This window comes from Burkholderia sp. BCC1640, from assembly GCF_902833125.1.
Classification (GTDB): Bacteria; Pseudomonadota; Gammaproteobacteria; order Burkholderiales; family Burkholderiaceae; genus Burkholderia; species Burkholderia diffusa.
The window spans coordinates 299,063-314,391 of record NZ_CADFEF010000001.1 but is presented as its reverse complement, the minus strand read 5'-3'; the positions used below and the strand labels follow the sequence as shown (position 1 = coordinate 314,391).

Here is a 15,329-nt window from a genome sequence, read left to right as displayed (position 1 = left end):
GTTGGCGCGGACGTTTTCCGGACATGGCCCGTGCGATGGCGATTCGCGACGGATCGCGTCTCGAAGCCGAAGCGCGCGAGGCGACATACGTGCGATGAACAGACGATTCGTCGCGCAACGCGAACGGATCGCGATGCCGACCGCACATGCCGTGCCAAAAGCTGATTCGCCGGTGAATCAAAAACACTCGGCCGCGGCCCCGGCTGCGCCCGCCGCCTGATCGTGGGTCCTTGCCGCACGGGGCGCGGCGGCCGATGGCTCGCCGCTTGCTTGTTCTGGACGGACAGGCGCGTTCCGACGTGTTCCAACGACAGCAGACGGACAGGGACGCCAAAGCAACGAATCCGGAAAGCGGCACGACACGTTCGTCCGGCGCGGAAGACGCCCGCGCCAGCCCGACGAACGTAAGGCTGCTTCCCATTGTCATCCGCGCGACTCACGGCTCGGGCGCAAGCGCCTGGCTGCCGCCCGTCGCCGGCACGGGGGCAGGACATGAAGAACCGTCGGACGGTGTCGCTCTGCGTCGAAGGCATCCTGCTGTTGATCGTGCTGGCCTGCTCCCAGGTCGTGCATGACACCGCATCGCGGCCGTTCGCCGACACAGTGCGCATCGGCATGCCTGCGGCAGGCGCGGCGGAGCGCAGCGCCGCCTATGCCGGTGCCGCGCCGCTCGCGGTGCGCGCGTCGACCGATGCGGACTCGTGGCTCGAACCGGCGCCGGCCCGAACCGCGCAGGCCACATTCGATCCCGACGTGCTGTTGATTCCCTGTGTCGCCTACCTGTGGCTGTTCACGCTTCTGACCTGCGTCTATGCGGCGCGGCATTACGTGTTCAGTCTCGACCGTCTGTTCAAGCCGCAGCACGCGCCTTATCGGGCGGTGACCCACGGCGAATGGCCGCGGCTCACGGTGTTCGTCGCCGCGCACAACGAAGAAGCCGTCGTCGTCGATTGCCTGATGGCGCTGCTCGCGACGACCTATCCGCACGACCGGCTGACGATCATTCCGGTCAACGACCGTTCGACCGACAACACGCGCGCGCTGATCGACGAGGTGCGCGCGCTGGCGCCGGAGCTCATCAAGCCGTTTCATCGCGAGAGCGGCAAGCCGGGCAAGGCAGCCGCGCTGAAGGACGCGCTGCGCTTCATCCGCGGCGACATCATGGTGGTGTTCGATGCCGACTATCTGCCGCGTCCCGGGCTGTTGAAGGAACTCGTCGCGCCGTTCTTCGATCCGGAAGTCGGCGCGGTGATGGGCCGCGTCGTGCCGCAGAACGCCGACAGCAATCTGCTCGCGCGGCTGCTCGATCTCGAGCGCGCGGGCGGTTATCAGGTCAACCAGCAGGCGCGCAACAACCTGAACCTGGTGCCGCAATACGGCGGCACGGTCGGCGGTATCCGCAAGGGCGCGCTCGATGCGGTCGGCGGATGGTGCGACGACATGCTCGCCGAGGATACCGACATGACCTATCGCCTGCTGCTGAGCGACTGGCGCACGGTCTACCTGAATCACGCCGAATGCTACGAGGAAGTGCCCGAGCGCTGGGCAGTGCGCGCGCGGCAACTGACGCGCTGGGCGAAGGGGCACAACCAGACGCTGCTGCGCTATCTCGGTCCGGTGTTGCGCAATCCGCTGATCTCGCGGCGCTGCCGGCTGGACGGCGCGCTGCTGCTCGGCGTGTTCCTGATGCCCGCGCTGCTCGCGATCGCGTGGGGCACCGCGATCACGCTTTATCTGCTCAATGGCGTCAACTCGACGGCGCTCGGCCTGCTCGTGTCGCTGTTCGCGCTGTTCGCGTTCAGCACCTTCGGCAACTTCGGCGTGTTCTTCGAGATCGTCGTCGCCGCGCGGCTCGACGGTCGCGCGACGCGCCTGCGGCTCGTGCCGGTCAACGTGGTCGGCTTTTGCGTGACGATCGCGGCCGTGGTGTCCGCGCTCTGGGGGCTTGTGCTCGACGCCGCGTTGCGCCGCGAACTGAAATGGGACAAGACCGAGCGTTTTCGCCGGCAACTGAAACCGGGGCGGTGAACGATGACGACCTTCAATGTGATGGTGCCGGTGGCAGGCGTGCTGAGCCTGCCGTTCCTGCCGTTGCTGCACGAGCTGATCCGGCGCAGCGACGTGGCGGCACTGCCGATCGGCGACGGACCGTTCGTCGACCAGGCGCTGCTCGCCGCGCGCTGGCGCGATGCGCTGCGCGCGCACGCGGGCGGTGCGCGGCCGGCCGATGCGTCCGCGATGCCGCCGTGGCACGCGCTCGGGCTCCTGGTGCGGCATGACGACGAGATCCGCGTCGTGCACGACGAACATTGCGAGGATGTGCTGTACGCGGATCGCGCGATCACGCTCGACCGCGGCGCGCGGGCCACGTATGCGTTCGCCGAGCAGCGCATCGACGTTCATGCCGGCGCGACGATCGGCATGCTCGCGCACGCGCCGCAGATCGATGTCGACAGCGCGGTGCTGCGCGGCGTCGTGGTGGGCGGGACGGTATACCTGCATGGCGCCGGCGGCTTCGCGTGCCTGTACGGCGAGCCGATCGTGTTCGGCAAGGCACCGACGGTGCCGACCGACGATACGGCCGTCGCACCGCGCCGTGCGATCTCGCTGACCCGCCACTTCTCGACGCTGCCGCATCGCTACGTGCACGGCCGCTACCTGCTGCCCTGCGACGTGCGTCTGCCCGCGCATACGGTCGTGCAGGGGAACCTCGTCGTGGACGGCACGCTGGTGCTCGGCGACGGTTGCGTGCTGCGCGGTGGCGTCAAGGCGCATCGCGTCGAGCTCGAGCGCCACGCGTTGCTGCACGGCTCGGTGTTCGCGCGGGACGACGTGCTGCTCGCCAGCGGCAGCTGCATCGACGGCGTCGTATCGGCCGGCGGCCTGCTGCGCCTGACCGGCGCGCGCATCGGCGTGGCCGGTCATCCTGTCAGCGCCTGTGCGCGCGACGTTTCGGTCGTCGGCCATGCATGCGTGCACGGCGACCTCGTCGCATGCCGCAGCGGCTGGTTCCACGCAGCCCGTTAAGGAGCGCCTCCATGTCCGATCGTTCCCGCCGTCGCGGCTCGCGCGCTCCGGTCGCCGCTCTGGCGGTGCTGTGCGGCGTTGCCGTCGGCCCGCTCCCGGTGCTCGCGGCGCAGCCGGATGATGCCGGCGCGCCGGTACCCGCGCAGTCGCCCGACGCCGTCGTGCCCGTCATCGTGCCGCGCACGCTGGACGCGCCCACGTTCGTGCGCGTGTCCGCCGACGGCCTGCCGGACGGCACGCCGCTCGCCGAATTCTCGCCTGACGATACGAACCGGCCGCCGTTGCCCGACGCCGTGATCGCGCACGTGCAGGCGCCGAGCGAGCCGCATGCCGAGATGTCGCTCGGCGTGTCCAGCGCACACCTGACGCACGGGTATGGCGACTGGTACGGCGTGCACGTGCGCGGCGTCTATCAGGACGGCGGCCGCACGATACTCGGCGAGCTGGCGCAACTGCATCGCTTCGGCGAGAACACGCAGCTCGGCGCACTGACGTACGTGCAGGACCTGGGACCGGACTGGTTCGGCGGGATCGGCTTTTCTGGCACGACGTCCGGGACGCTCCTGCCGAGCGCGCGCGTCGACCTCTCGATCAACCGCAAGCTGTTGTCCAACAGGTCGCTGATCGTGTCGCTGGGCGCCGGCTATGCATGGAACCGCAGCGGCCACCGGGATCAGCTGTATCACGCCGGCGTGATCTGGTATGCGCTGCCGAAGTGGATCTTCGAGGCGGGTACGAACTACACGGTCGATTCGCCGGGGTCGGTGAAGGCGCCGCAATACTACGGCGCCGTCACCTACGGCGAGGTCGGGAAAAGCGTGATCGTGCTGCGTGGCGGGTTCGGCCGCGAGGCGTATCAGGTCACCGGATCCGGTTCGCAGATCGCCGATTTCCGCAGTCACGAAGTGATCGCGAAATGGCGCTACTGGTTCACGCGCAAGTGGGGTACGCAAGTCGAATTCGACTACTACCATAACCCTTACTATTCACGGATCGGCGGCGAGCTGAGCGTGTTCTATCGCTGGTAACGGGAACGGGCGCCATGCAGACGCATCCCGTCCGTCCTCCCGTCGACCGTTCGCTGCGGATCCATCCGCATCCACAGCGCTGGCTGATATCGATCGTGCTGCTGACCCCGACGCTCTATGCGTTGCTGTGGCTTGGCCTGCCGCTCGCGTGGCGCTACTGGCGCGCGGTCATGGCGTGGGGGGCGCACGAGATCGATCCGGCGCTGCACGTGATCGTGATCGGCTATCCGCCCGATGCGCCGCGCGTCCCGCTGCTGTCGATCGATCTCGCCGCGCGAATGCCGAGCGGGACGCAGCTTGCCGTGACTGCGGTGCTGTGCGCGATCGGCTTCGGCGCGTCGTTCTTCCGGCGTGCGAACTGGTTGCCCGTTGCATATCTGTTACGTATCGCGAGCTTCACGCAGCTACTGATCTGCGCGTATTTCTGGCTCGCGCCGGGCGCGTTCCCGTACGTGCCGATGCTGCATTTGCGTGACATGTTCGTACTGCACGGCGCGGCGATCGCGCTGATTCCGCTGGTGATGGCCGCGCTTTACTACCCGCTCGATTTCACGCCGCTTCAGAAGATCGCCGCATCGCTTCTCGTGGTCGGCTACTTCGTGTTCGCGCTGCCGTTCGTGATGCTGCTGCACGCGGTCGTCATCCATCACGGCTCGCTGCTGTTCCTGCCGTTCTGCTATTTCCTGCTCGGCGGCCCGCTGCTGATCGGCCTGCTCGTCACGCTCTATACCTACTGCGCGAGCTGGCCCGGCTCGCTGACGAATCCGTCCGACGATTCGTGCTAAACGCCGCCGTATCAGTGATGAAACGATTCGGCCGCGTTTTTCGCCGCACCGCATGGCACGCGACGCACCGAGCGAGCACGACAGGGCTTTCGGAGCCAATGGCACGTTGTTCGCTTCTCTTCCTGCGTCGCATCGATTCGTTTCCAACGGAGACGACGGCACGGCCGCCGATGGCCGACGTCGTTCGATGCTCGACGAACTGGGCAGCCGCACACATCTACCGGGCAAGGTGGGCCGAGCTGGCGGCACGCTCATCGCTGCTGTGGCGCCACCCATTCCTTAAGCGAGGAGCACACCATGTTGGCAAAGTCAGGCAAGTTCTTGCGGATACTGTTCGCGCTATTCGCGCTGGCGTTCGCATTCAGTCCGGGCGGCGTTCGGGCGGCCACCAACCAGCTTCTCCTGTTGGTGCCCGACACGCTGACGCTGCCTGATTCTCGCGTGTCCGCGTGGCTCGATACCGCGCAGGAAGAAGGGTTGCAGATCACCGTCATGACCGACAGCCAGTTCATGGCCGCCGGCTCGTCGCTGTCGCAGTATCCGGGCCTGATCCTGCCGGACCAGGTGCATACGACGGCCGCCGACGCGCTCGTGACGGCAATCCAGAACTATGCGCTGAACGGCGGCAAGGTGATGCTCGTCTACGATTTCGGCGTACTGAACTCGGCCGGCTTCTACGTGAGCCCGAAGTCTCGTTTCAGCAACATGGTCGGCGTCGACTACGTGTTGTATGACCAATACGGCGGCAACATGATCGGCCTCGGCAACGTGACCGGCATGAGCAGCTGGCTGCGCACGCTGCAAGTGCCCCCCGGCAAGTCGATGGCATGGACGACGACGACTTCGGCGACCACGGCCGCCAGCCCCACGACTTCGTTCGCGTCGACGAGCAGCTCCGGCTCGTCGAAGACGTCGGCATCGACGTCCGGCAGCGCGCTGTTCCTGGCGGCCAGCCCGTCGAACCCGGGCGGCCTCGCGAATTACAACCACCAGGCATGGTTCCAGTACACGACGTCGCCCACCGGCAGCGGCGTGCTGAGCCAGACGCTCCCGAAGCTGACCGGCACCGTGACCGGCAAGCTGAAGAAGACCACGACGTATAGCGCGGGCTCGCTGCTGAGCACCGCGACCGGAACGACGGCCAACACGCTTGCATCCACGCTGGCGACCACCACCGACACGCTCGAAGGGATTTCGGGCTACGTGTACGGCTTCCTGACCTATCCGAGCTTCGTCACGCAGGGCACGTATTCCGGCACGACGATCCTGACCTCGCCGACGTTCGGGCTGGTGTCGGGCTACAACCCGTACGGCAACGGCGGCGTGCTGTTCGTCAACCTGCCGCTCGCCTACCTCGACGGCCAGACCGACGGCATGCTGATTCACGGCTACCTGCATTATTTCGGCACGCAGATGCTGAATCTTCCGTCGCTGTCGCCGCTGCCCAAGGCGCAGGCCGGGCTCGTGTTCAACTGGCACTTCTGCGCGGGCGACCAGATCCAGCCGGCGCTTTACCTGAAGAGCCTCGGCGTGTGGAACAACGGACCGTTCTCGCTCGTCGTGACGGCCGGTCCGGACGAGGCAACCTTCGGCGACGGCGACGGCATCAATCTCGCCAACAACCCGACGGCGCAGAATCTCCTCAAGTACTTCGTCAGCAGGGGCCATCATGTCGGCAGTCACGGCGGCTGGATTCACGACTACTGGGGTGCGAATGCGAGTGAAACGAACGCGAGCACGTTCACGCAGTACCTCGTGATGAACCACCAGGCCGTGCAGGCCGCGACGCTCCAGCCCGACGTCGAATACGCGGCGCCGGAAGGCAACACGCCGACCTGGTCGGTGAACTGGCTCGAAAGCAATGGCTTCAACGGGTACTACTTCACCGGCCACACCGGCTCGGCGCCGACCCGCGCATATCGCAACGGCGCGTTGCTGAACCCGGGGCTGTGGGCGTACCCGGTGATGCCGTTCGGCAAATACGCGACGTTCGAGGAGTTCCAGCAGTACGCAGTGCCGACGACCGACGTGAACAACTGGTACGCCGCGCTGATGAACTTCGTCGTCGCGAACCGCACGAGCCGGCTGATCTATGCGCACCCGTACGGCGCGTCGTTCTACCCGTCGACGTTGTCCGCGATCTTCACGCAAGCCAATTCGCTGAAACTGCTCGGTCAGTTCCGGTGGTACACGATGAGCGATATAACGATCTTCGACCGGGCGCGTTTGAACGTCACGTGGTCGGCTACCGACACGGGTAGCGGCTGGGCTTTCTCCGCCAGCCACCCGACCAGCCTGACGAACATGACGTGGCTGTTGCCGAAGGCCGCGTATGCATTGCCGATCATCACGCAAGGCAGCGGCAGCGTGAATATCACCGACTCGACGTACTGGCTCGTGACCGCGAATAGCGGCACCAGCCTCAAGTTCACCAGCGCCAAGGTGCACTGAGCCGCAACGTCGATACACTCGCCGGCGCGCGACGCGGCCAACGCCGCGCCCGGCGCGAATTGCGCAGGACTACCGCGCAGGAGCCCCCGATCATGAACCGGCCCGCGCTTTTCCCGGCCGCACGCGCGTGCGTGGCGGCCCTTGTCAGGCTGTGCCATGCATGGCGCGTTGCCTGTTGCGTCGCCGCGTGCTGCTCCGTGCTGCACGCGGGCGCCGCCGAACTTCAGCTGAACGGGCTGTATCAACGCCCGGACGGCGCGATCACCGTGCGCCTGAACGGCGCCGGCATCGATCCTTATTTCGCGGCGAAGGCGCTGCTTGCCGCCGCCGACACCCATATGGATGCCCATCAGGCCGCACTCGCGTGGATCGGATGGGTGTTGCCGCGCCAGCGGCTGGACGGCGGATTCGACCGCTTCTGCGTGAAGAGCGGACAGGTCGGCCCGTGCGCGGAAGCCGACGCGGACGACGCGATGATGGCGACCTGGATCGAACTGCTCGCGCGCTTTGCGCCTGCCGACGGGATGCCGGCTGCCTGGGAACTCAGCCTGAACCGCGCGGGCGCGCACCTGGACACGCTGCTCGACAAGGCGAGCGGCGTCTATCAGATCTCGTCGTCGCTGCATGTCGCGCTGCTGATGGATAACGTCGAGGTGCACAGCGCGTTCCAGGCGCTCGCCGCGTATTACGTGCGCCGCGCCGACTACGCGCGCGCAGGGCCGTGGAGCCAGCGCGCCGACCGGCTGTCGTCGGCGATCGTGAAGGTGTTCTGGCGCGGCACGCAATCCGGCTTTCGCGCGAGCACGCAGAAAATCAGTGACACGAGCTTCTATCCGGCGAAAGTCGCGCAGATCTTCCCGATCCTGTCCGGCATCCAGGTGCCCGACCAGTCGAACGAGACGATCTATGCGCAGTGGATGCAGAAGTACGGCAAGACCTGGATGCAACTGGCCGGCTCCGATTTTCCGTGGGGGCTGATCGCGCTGGTCGCATTCAAGATGAACGACTGGAGCACCGTCGCCTGCTGGTATGCGCGCTCGGGCCCGTACCGTCATGGCTCGCACTGGAACGTACTGGAGGAGGCGCTGTATCTGGCATTCGAAAGCCGGATGGCCGACCCGCTCGCGCCCGCCAAATGCGGGTTCACGACGGCGGAGATAACGGTGACCGGATCGCGCTGACACGACGGCGCACGGTCGATGAACGGAAACAGGGAAGGAGACGTGTCATGTGTGGCATCGTCGGCGCGGTCGCGCAACGGAACATCGTTCCGATTCTGATTGAAGGTTTGCGCCGCCTCGAATATCGCGGCTACGATTCATGCGGCGTGGCGACCGTCGTCGACGGCCAGGCGCGACGAGAGCGCAGTGTGTCGCGGGTCGCCGATCTCGACGCGCACGTGCGCAGCGCCGGGCTGTCCGGCAGCACCGGCATCGCGCATACGCGATGGGCGACGCATGGCGCGCCCGCCACCTGCAATGCGCATCCGATCTTCTCGCGCGACGAAATCGCGCTCGTGCACAACGGCATCATCGAGAATCATGAAACGTTGCGCAGGCAACTGTCTGACGAGCACTACCAGTTCGATGGCCAGACCGACACCGAGGTCGTCGCCCATCTGATTCACAGCAAGTATCGCGGCGATCTGCTCGCCGCCGTGCGCGATGCGACGTCGCAACTGCACGGCGCATACGCGATCGCGGTGTTCAGCAAGCATGAGCCGCAGCGGCTGATCGGCGCGCGGGTCGGATCGCCGCTCGTCGTCGGCCTGAAGGACGACGAATGTTTTCTCGCATCCGACGCGCTCGCGCTCGCCGGCATCACCGATCGCTTCATCTTTCTCGAGGAAGGCGACATCGTCGAATTGACGCCGGGCGGCGTGCGAATCCTCGAGCGTGGCGGCACGCCGGTCGATCGCCCGATCCAGACCGTCTCGTCGGCGCAGGCCGCGGTCGAGCTCGGGCCGTATCGGCATTTCATGCAGAAGGAAATTTTCGAGCAGCCGCAGGCCGTCGCCGCGACGATTCCCGATGCGGGGCTGTTCGATCCGGCGATATTCGGCCCGGATGCCGCACGCGCGTTCGAACAGATCGACAACGTGCTGATTCTCGCGTGCGGCACGAGTCACTATTCCGGCCTCACCGCGCGCCGCTGGCTCGAGACGATCGCGCGCCTGCCCGCGCAGGTCGAGATCGCGAGCGAATACCGTTACAGCGACGCGCTCGCGCTGCCGAACACGCTGGTGGTCAGCGTGTCGCAATCCGGCGAGACCGCCGACACGCTCGCCGCGCTCAAGTATGCGCAGGCGCTCGGCCACATCGATACGCTGGCGATCTGCAACGTGCCGACCAGCGCGATGATGCGCCAGACCGGCTTGCGGTTCCTGACGCGCGCCGGCCCGGAAATCGGCGTCGCGTCGACCAAGGCGTTCACGACGCAGCTCGTTGCGCTGTTCATACTCGCGGTGACGCTCGGCCGGCTGCGCGGCTACGTCGACGATGCGCAGCTCGCGCGTTATACGACGCAGTTGCGACGGCTGCCGAACGCGCTCGAGGACGTGCTCGCGCTCGAACAGCAGATCGAACGCTGGGCCGCGGAATTCTCGCGGCACGAGAACGCGCTGTTCCTCGGGCGCGGGCTGCATTACCCGATCGCGCTCGAAGGGGCGCTGAAGCTGAAGGAGATTTCGTACATCCACGCGGAAGCGTATCCGGCCGGCGAACTGAAACACGGGCCGCTCGCGCTCGTGACGCACGCGATGCCGGTCGCGACGATTGCGCCGAACGACGCGTTGCTCGAGAAGCTCAAGTCGAACATGCAGGAAGTGCGGGCGCGGGGCGGGCAGCTTTACGTATTCGCCGATGCCGATACGCGGATCGACAACGGCGAAGGCGTGTCGGTGCTGCGCATGCCGGATTACTACGGGCTGCTGTCACCGATCCTGCATGTCGTGCCGCTTCAGCTGCTCGCGTATCACGCGGCTTGCCTACGCGGCGCGGATATCGACAAGCCGAGGAACCTCGCGAAATCGGTGACGGTGGAGTGACGGGGAGGGGGCGACGAAATCGCCCCGCCGCGAGGCGGGGCGGTTTCGCGATGACGCGGCCCGGGGGAGCATCGTCGTCGATGCGGAACAACTTGCGCCGCATTTCGAATTCGAACGAGAGGAAAAAATCCGGCGCATTGTTCGCTTCTTTGTGTTGAATCGGCAGCGGCGACAGCGGCCGGCAACGACGACGGGTGCACGCGGCACCGTCGATACGAACAGGGCGACCCGAATCGACACCACCATACCGCCGCATTCGTGCGAAGATCGAGCGACATCCCACCCGCATTCCATCGAGACCGTCGTGATCCGATCGAACCCCGAGGGCAACCCGCCAGCCGGCCATCCGCCGTGGATGGCCGTCGCACTGGCCGAGCTGGGCATTCGCCGCTTCCCGCCCGGCAGCATCAATCCGCGCATCGTCGAATACAACAACCACACGAATCTCGTCGGCTACGACGACAAGATTTCGTGGTGCTCGTCGTTCGTCAACTGGTGCATGACGCATGCGGGCATTCGCGGCACGGGGTCGGCGCTCGCGCGTTCGTGGCTCGAATGGGGGCGGCCTCTGGAGCGTCCGGTGTACGGCTGCATCGCGATCCTGACGCGCGACGACCCGGCGAGCTGGAAGGGGCACGTCGGGTTCTACCTGCGTCACGACGACGAGCGTGTGCACCTGTTCGGCGGCAATCAGCTGGAGGAAGTGCGCGAGCTTGCGTATCCGGTGAGCGAGGTGATCGGATACCGGTGGCCCGTCGCGGGCTGATCGCGCCGCACGCCCGGCTTCACGTGCGCGGACGACGGCGCCGGCATCGCATGGCCGCGGTCACTCCCGCGCGGCGGTGGCAGCGACGGCCTGCGCTTCACCCACCGCCTCGTTCCTGCTCCACCCACCGCCGAGCGACCGATACAACGCGACCGCCGCCAGCGCATGCTCGCGCCGGACCTGATTGAGCGCATCCGAATCCCGCAGATACACCTCCTGCGCTGACAGCACGTCCAGAAAATCCGTCGCGCCGCCCTTGTAGAGCTGGTTCGCCAACCCGAGCGCCTTGTCCGACGCCGAGAGCGCGCTATCGAGGCGCCGCGTCGCTTCATCGCTGCTGACGAGGTTCGCACGCGCGTCCTCGACTTCCCGCAGCGCCTGCAGCATCGTCTGCCGCAACCCGAGTTCAGACTCGCGCATCCGGCTTTCGCTTTGCGTGATGTCGGCGGTGATTCGCCCCGCGTTGAAGATCGGGCTCGTCGCGCTCAACGCCGCGCTGAACAGGTTGTCGGTCAGCGTCGGCAACCCGAGATACGACGCGGCCAGAATCCCGTCCGTCAGGTTCAGCGAGAACTTCGGATACCGCTCGGCCTTCGCGACGCCGACCTGCGCCGCGCGCCGCTCGACCTGGGCGTACGCGGTGAGCACGTCCGGCCGGCGCAGCAGCGCCTGCGACGGCAGCGTGGCGGGCGACCCGGCAGGCGGCGCCGGAATCGCGCCGGCCTGCGCGAGCACGAGCCGGTCGATCGATTCGGGCGTGCGGCCCGAATACACGGCGATCAGGTTGAGCTGATGCGCGATCTGCGCCTGTGTTGGCGGAATCCGCGCTTCGAGCGCATCGAGCTGGTTCTGCGCGCGTGTGACGTCGAGCTCCGTCGACAACCCGAACGCCTGCCGCTTGCGCGTGAGTTCGAGCGCATGCCGGCGGATCGCCGCGTTGTCCTGCAGGATCACCAGTTCCTGCTGCGCCCAGCGCAGATCCACATAGGCCGAGGCCGCATCGGCCGCGAGCGCGAGCCGCATCGCGTCTTCCGCGTGCTTTTGCCCGACCAGCTCGGCCTGCGCCGCCAGCAGGTTGAGCCGTTCGCCGCCGAACACGTCCGGCGACCAGCTCAGCGCGAGTCCCGCGCCGGCCTGCCGCACGTAGCCGAGCGGCGGCGGCGTGTTCTGGCGCGCGTCGGACGCACGCGCGGTCGCGTCGAGTTCGGGCAGCAGCGCCGCGCGCTTCTGCACGGTCAGCGCCTGCGCCTGCTTCACGCGTTCGGCCGCGGCCTGCAGATCGAGGTTGCCGTCGAGCACGGTCGCGATCAGCCGGTCGAGCACGGGGTCGTTGAACTGCGCCCACCACGCGGCGGCGTCGATGTCCGCGCGCGGCACGTCGGTGTCCCACGCGGCGGGCGCGAGCGATTGCACGGAATCGTGCAGCGCCGGGTGCTGCGCGGGCTGTACCGCACACCCTGCGGCGAATGCGCTGACGGCCAGCGCGACGAGTAGCTTTTTCATGATGACGACCTTGGCTTCAGTGCGCGTCCGGCGGCGGCGCGTTCAGGGTGATGGGACGGGAAAACGCGACGGCAAGCAGCGCGACCACGAAGCACAGCGACAGCGCGTAGTACGCATCCGCGTAGGTGAGCGTCAGCGCTTCGCGATAGATCAGGCGGTGCAGGTTCGCGAGGCCCGCCTGCGCGGTATCGAGCGTGTTGCCGGCCACCGAGGTCCAGTACGCGGTCTGGCGATCGAGCAGCGACGCGACCTGCGGCTCGCCGGCGCTCACGTGTTCGTTCAGGCGCAGGTAGTGGAAGTTGAGCCGGTCGTTGAGCATCGTCGCGCTCACCGCGATGCCGATCGCACCGCCGAGGTTGCGCATCAGGTTGAACAGGCCGCTCGCCGATTTCAGCCGCGATTGCGGCAGCGAGCCCAGTGCCATCGTCACGATCGGCGGCACGCTGAACTGCTGGCCGATGCCGCGCAGCGCCTGCGGCAGCAGCAGTTCCCGCCAGCCCCAGTCGTGCGTGATCGGCGTGTACAGGTAGCAGCCGAGGCCGAAGCAGACGAGCCCGAACACGAGCAGCGCGCGCATGCTGAAGTAGCGCGTGGCGAACGCATACGCGCAGAGCGCGAGCAGCTGGAACACACCGACCGACAGCAGCGCGATGCCGATCTGCAGCGAACTGAACGCACGCACCTGCGCGAGAAACAGCGGCGTCAGGAACACCGTCACGAAGATCCCGATGCCCGTGACGAACGACAGCAGGCTGCCGATCCCGAAGTTGCGCACGGCGAGCGCGCGCAGATCGACGATCGGGTCTTCCGCAGTCAATGCGTGCACGATGAACAGGAAGCCGCAGATGCCGGAGATCCACGCGCAGATGACGATCGCATCGTCGCTGAACCAGTTCTTGCGCGGGCCTTCTTCCAGCACGTATTCGAGGCAGCCGAGGAAGCCCGACATCAGCGCGATGCCGCGATAGTCGCCGCGCTTGATGAGGCTGAGATCGGGTGCGTCGATATGCACGTAGCGCGGCACCAGCGCGGCCACCGCGATGCCCGGCAGGAGGTTCAGGTAGAACAGCCAGTGCCACGACCATTGATCGGTGATCCAGCCGCCGATCACCGGCCCGATCGCCGGCGCGAGCGACGCGAGCGCGCCGATCGTCGTCGACGCGATCAGCCGCTGCTTGCCCGGAAACAGCACGAACGCGGTCGTGAACACGGTCGGGATCATCGCGGCGCCGAGCGCGCCCTGCAGCCCGCGGAACAGGATCATCGAGTTGATGTCCCACGCGAGCCCGCACAGCATGCTCGTGATCGTGAAGCCGACGGCCGACGCGACGAACAGCCAGCGCGTCGACATCACCCTCGACAGCCAGCCCGACATCGGGATCACGATGATTTCGGCGATCAGGTAGGCCGTCTGCACCCAGGACAACTCGTCCTGGCTCGCGGACAGGCCGCCGCCGATGTCGCGCAGCGACGACGCGACGATCTGGATGTCGAGCGTCGCCATGAAGAAGCCGACGCACATCAGCGCGAACGCGAAGACGCGCTGCTTCGTCGGTTGCGACGCGGGGTCGCCGGAAAACGCGGTGGTCATCGCAGGCTCCCGTTCAGTTCGTGTGGTCGGTGTGCACGGTCACGACCGCGGAGAGGCCGGGACGCAGCACATGCTCGATGCCCGGCTGCGGATCGAGATGCACGCGCACCGGCACGCGCTGGACGATCTTCGTGAAGTTGCCGGTCGCGTTCTCGGGCGGCAGCACGCTGAAGGTCGCACCGGTCGCGGGCGCCAGGCTGTCGACGCGGCCGTGCAGGCGCGTGCTCGACGCGTCGAGCGCGACGTCGACGCGATCGCCCGCGCGCATCTTGCGCAGCTGGTCTTCCTTGAAGTTCGCGTCGATCCACAGCCCGGACACGGGCACGACCGTCAGCAGCGGCACGCCGACGTTCGCGAGCATCCCGACGCGGCCCGTGCGGTTGCCGACGTAACCGTCGACCGGCGAGCGGATCGTCGTGTACTCGACGTTGAGCGCTGCGACGCGTTGCGCGGCGAGTGCCGTGTTCACACGGGCCCGTGCATCGGCGAGCTGCGCGCCGAGCACGTCGAGCTGCCGCTTCGATGCGAGCAGCGCGGCGTCGCTGCGCGCGACGGCCGCATCCGCCTTCGAATAATCGGCGTCCGCGCGTTCGACGATCTGGTTCGACACCGCATCGGATTTCACCAGTTCGCGATAGCGCACGCGATCGGACGACGCACGCGTGAGCTCGGCTGACGACGCATTCCTGTCCGCCGCATGCTGGCCGATCACCGCGTATTGAAGCTGCTGCTTCGCCTCGAGTTCGGTCACCGCGGCGCGCGCGCTGTCGACTTCGGCGGTCGCCTGTGCGAGCTTCGCATCGTAGTCGCGCGCATCGAGCCGCACGAGCACGTCGCCGGCCTTCACGCGCTGGTTGTCGGTCACGAGTATTTTGTCGACGAAACCGTTCACCTTCGGCGCGAGCACCGTGACGTCGCCGCCGACATACGCATCGTCGGTGCTTTCCTGGAAGCGCAGCACGAACAGCCAGTCGAGCGCCGCGGCCGCGATCGCGACGACGACGGCGGCCACCGCGATCCGCATCCACGGCACGCGGCGTTGCTGCCTTGCCGGCCGGTCGGTTGTGGCTGCCTCGCGGGAGGCAGCGGCTTGGGTCGTGTCCATCGATTCACCTATGTATATGCACTAATT

General features: G+C 66.9%; 11 protein-coding genes. 8 read left to right on the top strand and 3 right to left on the bottom strand.

All coding sequences use genetic code 11. The features are described 5' to 3' along the window. Positions 1–492: 492 nt before the first annotated feature. From HWX25_RS01440 to HWX25_RS01405, 8 genes are all read left to right on the top strand, one after another. Positions 493–2,028, top strand: a complete 1,536-nt coding sequence (locus HWX25_RS01440; RefSeq protein ID WP_175906642.1) for a glycosyltransferase — start codon at positions 493–495, stop codon at positions 2,026–2,028. A 3-nt stretch (positions 2,029–2,031) separates the two neighbouring features. Continuing rightward, the gene (locus HWX25_RS01435; protein ID WP_175906640.1) at positions 2,032–3,027 is read left to right on the top strand and encodes a polymer-forming cytoskeletal protein; all 996 of its coding nucleotides are present in this window, start codon (positions 2,032–2,034) and stop codon (positions 3,025–3,027) included. 11 nt (positions 3,028–3,038) lie between these two features. Continuing rightward, positions 3,039–4,055, top strand: coding sequence for a YaiO family outer membrane beta-barrel protein (locus tag HWX25_RS01430; RefSeq protein ID WP_175906638.1), 1,017 nt, complete (start codon positions 3,039–3,041; stop codon positions 4,053–4,055). Between the two features lie 14 nt (positions 4,056–4,069). Next, positions 4,070–4,840 carry a hypothetical protein gene (locus HWX25_RS01425; RefSeq protein WP_175906636.1) on the top strand — a complete coding sequence of 257 codons (771 nt, stop codon included), beginning with the start codon at positions 4,070–4,072 and terminating at the stop codon, positions 4,838–4,840. 297 nt (positions 4,841–5,137) lie between these two features. Next, a complete protein-coding gene (locus tag HWX25_RS01420; RefSeq protein WP_175906634.1) occupies positions 5,138–7,291 on the top strand; it encodes a hypothetical protein in 2,154 nt (717 codons plus the stop codon). Positions 7,292–7,383: 92 nt separating this feature from the next. Further along, complete coding sequence (locus HWX25_RS01415; protein ID WP_175906632.1) at positions 7,384–8,472, top strand: hypothetical protein; 1,089 nt, start codon at positions 7,384–7,386, stop codon at positions 8,470–8,472. 47 nt (positions 8,473–8,519) lie between these two features. Continuing rightward, positions 8,520–10,337, top strand: a complete 1,818-nt coding sequence (glmS, locus tag HWX25_RS01410; RefSeq protein WP_059531768.1) for a glutamine--fructose-6-phosphate transaminase (isomerizing) — start codon at positions 8,520–8,522, stop codon at positions 10,335–10,337. A gap of 355 nt (positions 10,338–10,692) precedes the next feature. After that, on the top strand, positions 10,693–11,103 hold the full coding sequence (locus HWX25_RS01405) for a TIGR02594 family protein (protein ID WP_175906878.1): 411 nt from the start codon (positions 10,693–10,695) through the stop codon (positions 11,101–11,103). A 60-nt stretch (positions 11,104–11,163) separates the two neighbouring features. On the opposite strand, the gene HWX25_RS01400 is transcribed toward HWX25_RS01405, so the two are convergent. The 3 genes from HWX25_RS01400 to HWX25_RS01390 are packed head-to-tail and all read right to left on the bottom strand — an operon-like array spanning position 11,164 to position 15,302. Beyond that, positions 11,164–12,606 (bottom strand): efflux transporter outer membrane subunit, encoded by a 1,443-nt coding sequence (locus HWX25_RS01400; RefSeq protein WP_175906630.1) that lies wholly within the window; start codon positions 12,604–12,606, stop codon positions 11,164–11,166. Positions 12,607–12,622: 16 nt separating this feature from the next. Continuing rightward, on the bottom strand, positions 12,623–14,197 hold the full coding sequence (locus tag HWX25_RS01395; protein WP_175906628.1) for a DHA2 family efflux MFS transporter permease subunit: 1,575 nt from the start codon (positions 14,195–14,197) through the stop codon (positions 12,623–12,625). Between the two features lie 13 nt (positions 14,198–14,210). Next, positions 14,211–15,302 carry an HlyD family secretion protein gene (locus HWX25_RS01390; protein WP_175906625.1) on the bottom strand — a complete coding sequence of 364 codons (1,092 nt, stop codon included), beginning with the start codon at positions 15,300–15,302 and terminating at the stop codon, positions 14,211–14,213. Positions 15,303–15,329: the final 27 nt, after the last annotated feature.